This window comes from Paenibacillus vulneris, assembly GCF_039543185.1.
GTDB classification, from domain to species: Bacteria; Bacillota; Bacilli; order Paenibacillales; family NBRC-103111; genus Paenibacillus_S; species Paenibacillus_S vulneris.
In genome coordinates, this window is the sequence record NZ_BAABJG010000022.1 from 311,352 (window position 1) to 318,796 (window position 7,445).

Sequence of the window (7,445 nt, forward strand, 5' to 3'; positions counted from 1 at the left end):
CACTCCCCCTTATTTTAAAGGACCTGATACAGCAGGGATTTGCTGAAGAGCAGAAGTACCGCATCGTACTCTCCAGCAAAATTTTTGCCTTAATCCAAATGGCTTGCTAGGATTCCAGGTTAAAAGGGTCCTGAAGCTTTGAGAGCCAAGCCTTTAATTCAAGCTCAAGCTCAGCCGCCGCCCCCTCCTTAGGTACGCTATCCAGCATAACGGGATTCAGCTGATACGGATCATTTTCGTTGTCATAGCATAGTCTGAGGACCTTACTCTCGCCAAAATGACGTCGGGCTACATAGGTATAGCGGTTCGTTCGAACTCCTCGCCAGCCGTAGGCATTAATGTCCAACCCCATAGCACGCGCCTGCTCATGCTCCCCGATGGCTCCGGGGTAATGGCAAATAAAGGCGGAGGTCGGCTTCGCTCCCCCTTGGCCGAGAAGGACGGGTGATAAGTCGCTTCCCTGAATAGGGTCCGGAATCGGAAGGTTCATCAACCCTAACAGCGTTGGCACGAGATCGGAGCTGTTAAATAAACAGTCCTCCGTACCGGATGCGACGCGGCCCGGATATCGTATGAAGCACGGAACCCCGATGGCTTCCTCGTACCAAATATTTTTGTGCTCAAGCCATCCGTGGGAGCCCATCATCTCCCCATGGTCGGAGGTAAGCACGACGATCGTATCTTCCGCAAGCCCCTCCTCCTCCAGCACTTGAAGCAGGCGCCCGAACTGATCATCCGTTGCGGTCACGGCCGCATAATAATTACGAAGATGCTGCTCGGCTTGCTCAAGCCCTTTGCCTTGAACATTGGGCCGGTAGGTAATCGGCTTATCAGTATACAGAAGCTTATACATGTCCGGCACTTGGTCGAAAGGCTGATGAGGCGGATTCCAGGATACATACAGGCAGAACGGCTGGTCCTGGTTCTGGTTGCGGATGAAATCGATCGCTACGTCCGTCTCATGCTGGGTGGACCATTCTTCTGGTTCGATCATCTGCTGCGTATCCTTCCAATAGTGGGGTCGCATATGCTGATCGTAGGCGTTGTACGAGTACCAGAAATCGAAGCCAAACCGTCTCGGACCCGGCGGAATATACGCGTCCCAGTGTCTCGCGCCCGACTCCGGCACTTCCACATAAGACTGCTCCGGCAAGTCAAGATGCCATTTCCCAATGTATCCGGTCTGGTAGCCTTCCTCCTTCAAAATATTTCCTATCGTAAGCTCCCCGTCGTTCATTTTCACAGGAAGACCCAGCTTGCAGTTCGTTGTCACGCCCGTCGACAGCGGATATCTCCCGGTCAGCATCACCGAACGGTTCGGCGAGCATAGGGGAAAACAGCTGACCGCCTGATTCAGGATCAGACTTTCCCGTGCAAAACGATCGATATGCGGCGTATACACTTCGTCTTCCTTGCGGTAACCTACCGCCTGCCTTCTCCATTGATCCGGGAAAACAAACAGCAGGTTCGGTTTCTTAGGACTCATGTTTCCTCTTCCCCTATCAGCTTCTAGATAGTTTCCTTGGCAGCATACTGCTTGATGGCCTGATTAATCTGCTCTCTTTTGTCCAAAAGCCATTCCATGGAGCGGGGGTACTCGCTAAAGGTAATCGGCTGCTCCAAGCCTTCTTCGAGCAAAGCGACGACCCTGTCTTTTCCTATATAGCTTTCCAGCAGTTGGAGTGCCCGTAAATCCTGCAGTGCTTCGTAAAACACTTCCATTCGAATCGATTCAATCGGTCCCTCGGGTCCCGGATATACAAGAAACGCGTCTCCCGAAGGGAAGGAATGATCGGCGTCCGTATTCTGGAACGGGTTGATCGGTTTCCTCGAGTATTGGGAGAACCAGAAGTTGTAGCCCCAGTGAAGGAAGCCTTCCGCATCAAATTTATACAATTGCATCCCGATAATCCGGTTACGGGCCGAAGGCATGTTGAAGAAGCGATTGGACACGAGCCTTCTTTGCGAAACGCAGTAATAGGTCCAGAGAGGCTTCACCCCGTTCTCAATAAACGGCTCGATATGATTGTTGGCAGGTATCGGTCTTTCCACGATCCCCTTCTCATAGAAGGCGTAGTCGGAGAGCGCATCGATAATCGGATAATCAGCCAGATGCGTTTTCGTAAATTCGCTGATTCGCTTATACTGCTCCATATCCTCCATTCTCGGTTCATCCGAGTTATGGAAGTAGCTTCTTTGCTGCAGGTCGTTATCCTCGATGAAAGCCACAAGCTCCTGCAAAAATTGCGTGAGGAAGCTGCGGTACGCCTCGCTGTTGGCATCGGTCTCCCACCCGAAAATCTTCCGGCGCTCCCCGTTTTCTACAGCAACGATTTTGGGTGCATGCTTGGCACCCCATTGAGTAAACAGGTGAGAAAATTCGAAGTAACGTATGCCTCGGGCGGTACACAGGTCCACCCAGCGCTTCAGCTTGTCAAAACCAAACCGGTACGTTTCGCCTGCTTTCTCCACATCCACCAGTTGGACTGTCGGTCTCTCGGCACCTACGGCTGTGTCCAGGGGAGGGGTAAAAATCGGTGTTAACATCATATTCATCCCATGCTGAACGGCCGTATGCACATATTGATCGATCAGCTCCCAATGACGCTCCGAGAATACATCCACCCCGTAATGCACAGCCAGACAATCGACGTGGAACCACTCGGTATGGATGAGCTTTTGCTCCGGCAAACACGCATTTATCACTTCAAGCTCCAGCTTCCCTGCACCCAGCTCCGTTCCTTGCTCCTGTTCAAAAACAACCTCGATTTCATAAACCCCCGGCTTTACACGTCCTTCCAGGGGAACAGTGATCCAGACGGATCGCCACTGCTCCGGAAACAGCGTCAGCCCTTCCTGGGAATCCATTGGATAGAGCGGGTCCGGGTAGAGGCCAGGCGTTGTGCGAAGAACATGCAAATCGGCATCATGCAGCCATGGAAGCTCCGAAGGAACCAGGCCGACCTTTCGTATGACAGCCGCTTCGGCCAGTTCTCCAAGCACCTTCACTTGGATGGACTTCATAAGCACAGGAGCTTGAACCGCCACTTGAAAGGAAAAGGTTTCATTCATGAATGCGCTTGCTTTATGCAGCTGCGGTTCGGATAAAGCTTCGTCTGCAAACACCTTGGACAACGAGCTGAGCACTTGGGTTTTCAATAAGATGGTCATTGGACTTACCTCCTCTTAGGTCCCGACAAGCGCCGACCCTGTGTCTTAACACCTTCCTTGGTCGGCTCTTTGCCAGAATAATAAAATGGAATTCTATTTGTATATAAGCCATTTTTTACGGCATATGCCAAATTTGCACTGCGGCCCGAAAGCCTTCTACGCGTGGGAAATTCTCGGCATTGGCATCGGTTCCTTGTCGAGCTCCGCCCATATATATTTCATTAAGAGCTCCAGCTTAAGCTCCTTGTACCTCTCTTCATTCCACAAATTATGAACCTCACCGGGGTCCTCCGCCAGATCAAACAACTCGCCGTAGGTTTGGTTGTAGTACACCGTTATTTTATATCTTGCATCGACGTAGGTTTTCTGGTGAATCGTGGTCGGCTCATGACGAAATTCACAAATCGCATGATCCCGTACCCGGGTTGCGGGATCTTTCCACACAGGGGCCTGATTCACTCCGGTCATCGTTGGAGGAATGGAAACACCCGCGAAAGACAGGAAGGTCGGCGCCAGATCCACCAAGGATTGCAGTGAATCCGATTGCCGGCCAGCCGGCACTTCACCAGGATACCTGACAATGAACGGCACCCGAATCAAATCCTCGTAATGGAAGCCGCCTTTGGCCTGCAGTCCATGATGCCCGAAGAAGTGACCATGATCGGTCGTAAAAATAACGATGGTGTCCTCGGCAAGGCCGAGCTCATCCAGTTTATCCAGAATGGAGCCGATATAGTTGTCCATGAAGCTGATCATGCCGTAATAGACAGCGACCGCCTTTTTATGCTCCGCTTCCGTCATTTTGACGTGGGAATGATAACCATGAATGCCGAAGCCCGTTTCCTTGTAGGCCGAAAAGTCGGGATCGTGCTCTTGCGTCATCCCGAAATGAGGCGGATTGCCGTCATGCTCTCCCGGTGTTATTCCTGGGATCGTCAAACTCTCCGGGTCATACATGCTGGCCCACGGCTCCGGAGCCAGATACGGAGGATGGGGGTCCGGGAAGCTAGCCCATAGAAAGAAAGCCTCATCCGCCTGCCGGTACTGCTGCAGCAGATCGTTCGTCCTCTCCGCAATCCAGGTATTGTAATGATATTTCTCGGGAATCGGCCAGTGAAACTGCGCGCTCGCATCCATGGTTCCGATTGGAGGAGTGAAGTAATCCCGCCAGTTCGTGCAGCCCTTCTCCTCCATCCATAAGGCGTAATGCTGTCCCACAAGCCACTCATTCGTATGATTGCGGAGCAGCTCGGCACGTTCGAAGCCATAGTACGGGCCGGTAAACGATCTCCAGAAATCAAAATCATGCAGCCGCTCCCTGCCCTCCAGGGACGAGTATTGACCGGTCGACCCGATAGGCTGAAAGTGCGCCTTCCCGATTAACGCGGTTCTATATCCCCCTTCGCTGCTGAGCAATTCCCCTACCGTTTCTCTATCCTCCAGCAGCTTGGTGCCCAACGTCCATGCCCCGTGCTGGCTTGGATACATTCCCGTTACAATGGATGCTCTGGTCGGTGTGCAGGTCGGATTCGGACAGTACGCCCTCTCGAATGTAGTTCCTTCACGGACGAGACGGTCCAAATTCGGCGTCAGAAGCTCGCTGTTGAAAGCCCCGATCGTATTCCAATGCTGCTGATCGCTTGTAATAAGAAGGATATTCGGTTTTTTACGCTTCATTGCTTTTGCTACCTCCGTTTGTTCTGGATGTACTTGGTCCGTTGGAGGATCCCCTCCCGGCGTCCTAGGAAAATGCCTTCCTGCCTTTCCCTGCCGTGCCTGCCAGCGTCAGCTGTCCTCCCCCGCTTACAGGCTCGCGGACGCCATCCAGCTCAGGGTTCACATAGCGCACGAACCATTCATCCAGCTCGGCCTTCAGCCGGACCGCATGCTCGTTATCATCATCGGCAAGCATCAAATTACTGCGCTCATCCGGGTCGTTCTTCAGGTCGTAAAGCTCATGAGGTCCATAAGGGTAGCGGTGAATGTATTTCCAGTCGCGGCTGCGTATCATGCGCACCGGACCGTACTCGTCGAAAACAAAGATATGTTCCCGCTCCTCCGCCGGCTTGCCCAAGAGCAATGATGCAAAGCTATGACCGGGAAGCTGAATCCCATCAGCATCCCCCTCAGGATTCCTGACATGAAGATAGTCCAGCAGGGTCGGCATAAAGTCGTACCCGCTCAGCATGGAGGAGGAGACGATTCCTTCGGGAATGGTTCCCGGTTGGCTGAATAGAGCCGGGACCTTCACGGAGGTATCGTACATATTTTGCGGGAAGGTTCCGTTACCTTTACCCCAAAATCCGTGATGGCCGCAGTTGAATCCGTTATCTCCCATGAATACGATGAGCGTGTGCTCACGCATGCCCTTTTCCTCCAGTTTATCGATCAGCCGCCCTATCTGGATGTCCATCGCAGTAACAGCGGCGAAGTAGCCCTTCAAATTGGCCTTCCAGTCATCGCCCCACGGCGCATCGGGAATCGTCCATGGATGAGCGGGCTCTTGGGGACAAGATTCAAATTCGCAATCATCATAGAGTGCAACGATGTCTTCCGGATGATTACCGATCCAGGGACTGTGCGGCGCCGTATAATGAACGCTTAAATAGAACGGCTGCTCCCCCGTCTGTCTATCCAGAAATTGTAGAGCATCCTCCGTAATCACGTCGGTTACATAACCGGGTTCCTTGCCGGGCTTGCCTTCCCGAATCATTGGAGCGTCATAATAAGGGCTCCCTCCAGATTGATGCACGAACCAGTGGGAAAAGCCGTGCTGCGGCGTCAAGCTGTCGCCCAAATGCCACTTGCCGCTGATTCCGCAGCAGTATCCTTCAGCGGCCAAAATATCCGTATAGGTCGTCTGCCCCTCCAGATACGCTAGAGCGTTCGGCCCCATGCTGCCTTCCTTAATCCAGTCGTGCACGCCATGCTGTGACGGGATACGTCCCGTCAGCAAGGTGGCCCTGGCCGGAGAACAGACCGGGGAGGTGCAGAAAAAGTTATCGAAGCGGATGCCTGTAGCTGCAAGCCGGTCCAGATTGGGCGTACGTATTTCTTTGTTGCCTGCGCAGCCCATCGCCCAGGCTCCTTGATCATCCGAAAGAATGAATAAGACATTCGTGCGAGTCATTGGCCAGTAATCCTCTCATGTTCGTAATGGTTGCGTCCTAGCACCACTATATCGTCATCCTGCGGACCATTACAATGACATAATGTCCTTTTGACTTTGCATTTTGTCAGGTTGTGAGTATACTGAAAAGAAACAGCAAAAGCGGGGATTCAGCATGCAGGAATTCGCTCAGGAATTTGCAGATACGATGTATTTCACTCCAGATGAGACAGATAAAGCGCTGGGGCTCTGGCTGGTTCGGTCGGGACGCAACAAAGCGAAGCCCAACTACAACGCCGGCCCTCGCGCCTCCGGGCATTACAGCATGCATTTTGTCAGGTCTGGAACCGTTCGCCTGCAATATGACGATACGACGGTCTTTTTAAATAAAGGCGATATGTTTTGCTTATTTCCGGATTTGATCTATTCTTACCGTCCTGCGAATCTGGACATCGTCCTGGAGATGACCTGGCTTGGCATCCATGGGCCGCAGGCTCCGATATTGCTTTCGCTGGCGGGCATCTCCCCGGACAAGCCCTATGCAAGAGGCGTCGTTACTTCGGAGGTTGAATTAACGCTGCAGCATTTCTGGTCCGCCGGCGCGCTTCATCCGGGGCGTACGCGATTCATGTTTTTAAGCTTGCTGTACCAGCTATTTGACCTTATGCAGCGTCAAACGAACCCGGCAGCAGAAACACACAGGGACAGTCAGAAGGAATGGATTCAAAAAAGCCTCGATTATATGAACACGCACTACTGCGAGCCCATCGACGTTCATCATGTTGCCCAGCACGTCGGTATACATCGCTCGTATTTTTCCAAAGTGTTTACAGAGCACCTTGGCTTAACTCCGGTTAAGTATTTAATAAAGCTTAGAATGAATAAAGCCATGGAGCTGCTGAAGGAAACGCCGCTTACCGTAGCGGAGATCGCCTACACCCTTCACTACTCCGATGCGGCGTCCTTTTCGCGCTCGTTCAGCCTCTATTTCGGCGCACCGCCAAGCCGCTTCCGTTAAAACGGCAAGGTGCATGCGTGGCTGCCCCAGCAATCGAGTAGGAGGGGGTGATTAACCCCCGTCCTCTCACACCACCGTACATGCGGGTCCGCATACGGCGGTTCCAAAAGGTTAACAAAGCTCCAAGTAACGAGAAAGTAAACTTTT

5 protein-coding genes are annotated in these 7,445 nt (G+C 52.5%); 1 reads left to right on the forward strand and 4 read right to left on the reverse strand.

Annotated elements, in window-relative coordinates; all coding sequences use genetic code 11:
• Positions 1–106 precede the first annotated feature (106 nt).
• The 4 genes from ABEA66_RS21255 to ABEA66_RS21270 all read right to left on the reverse strand — a co-directional run bounded on the left by ABEA66_RS21255 (position 107) and on the right by ABEA66_RS21270 (position 6,301).
• Positions 107–1,486 carry a sulfatase family protein gene (locus tag ABEA66_RS21255; protein ID WP_345590531.1) on the reverse strand — a complete coding sequence of 460 codons (1,380 nt, stop codon included), beginning with the start codon at positions 1,484–1,486 and terminating at the stop codon, positions 107–109.
• Between the two features lie 23 nt (positions 1,487–1,509).
• Positions 1,510–3,171, reverse strand: a complete 1,662-nt coding sequence (locus ABEA66_RS21260) for a DUF4091 domain-containing protein (RefSeq protein WP_345590533.1) — start codon at positions 3,169–3,171, stop codon at positions 1,510–1,512.
• Between the two features lie 156 nt (positions 3,172–3,327).
• On the reverse strand, positions 3,328–4,848 hold the full coding sequence (locus ABEA66_RS21265; protein WP_345590535.1) for a sulfatase family protein: 1,521 nt from the start codon (positions 4,846–4,848) through the stop codon (positions 3,328–3,330).
• A gap of 64 nt (positions 4,849–4,912) precedes the next feature.
• Entirely contained in the window at positions 4,913–6,301 is a 1,389-nt protein-coding gene (locus ABEA66_RS21270) for a sulfatase family protein (protein ID WP_345590537.1), read from the reverse strand.
• Positions 6,302–6,455: 154 nt separating this feature from the next.
• Between ABEA66_RS21270 and ABEA66_RS21275 the strand changes: the two genes are divergently transcribed.
• A complete protein-coding gene (locus ABEA66_RS21275; protein WP_345590539.1) occupies positions 6,456–7,298 on the forward strand; it encodes a helix-turn-helix transcriptional regulator in 843 nt (280 codons plus the stop codon).
• Positions 7,299–7,445 lie beyond the last annotated feature (147 nt).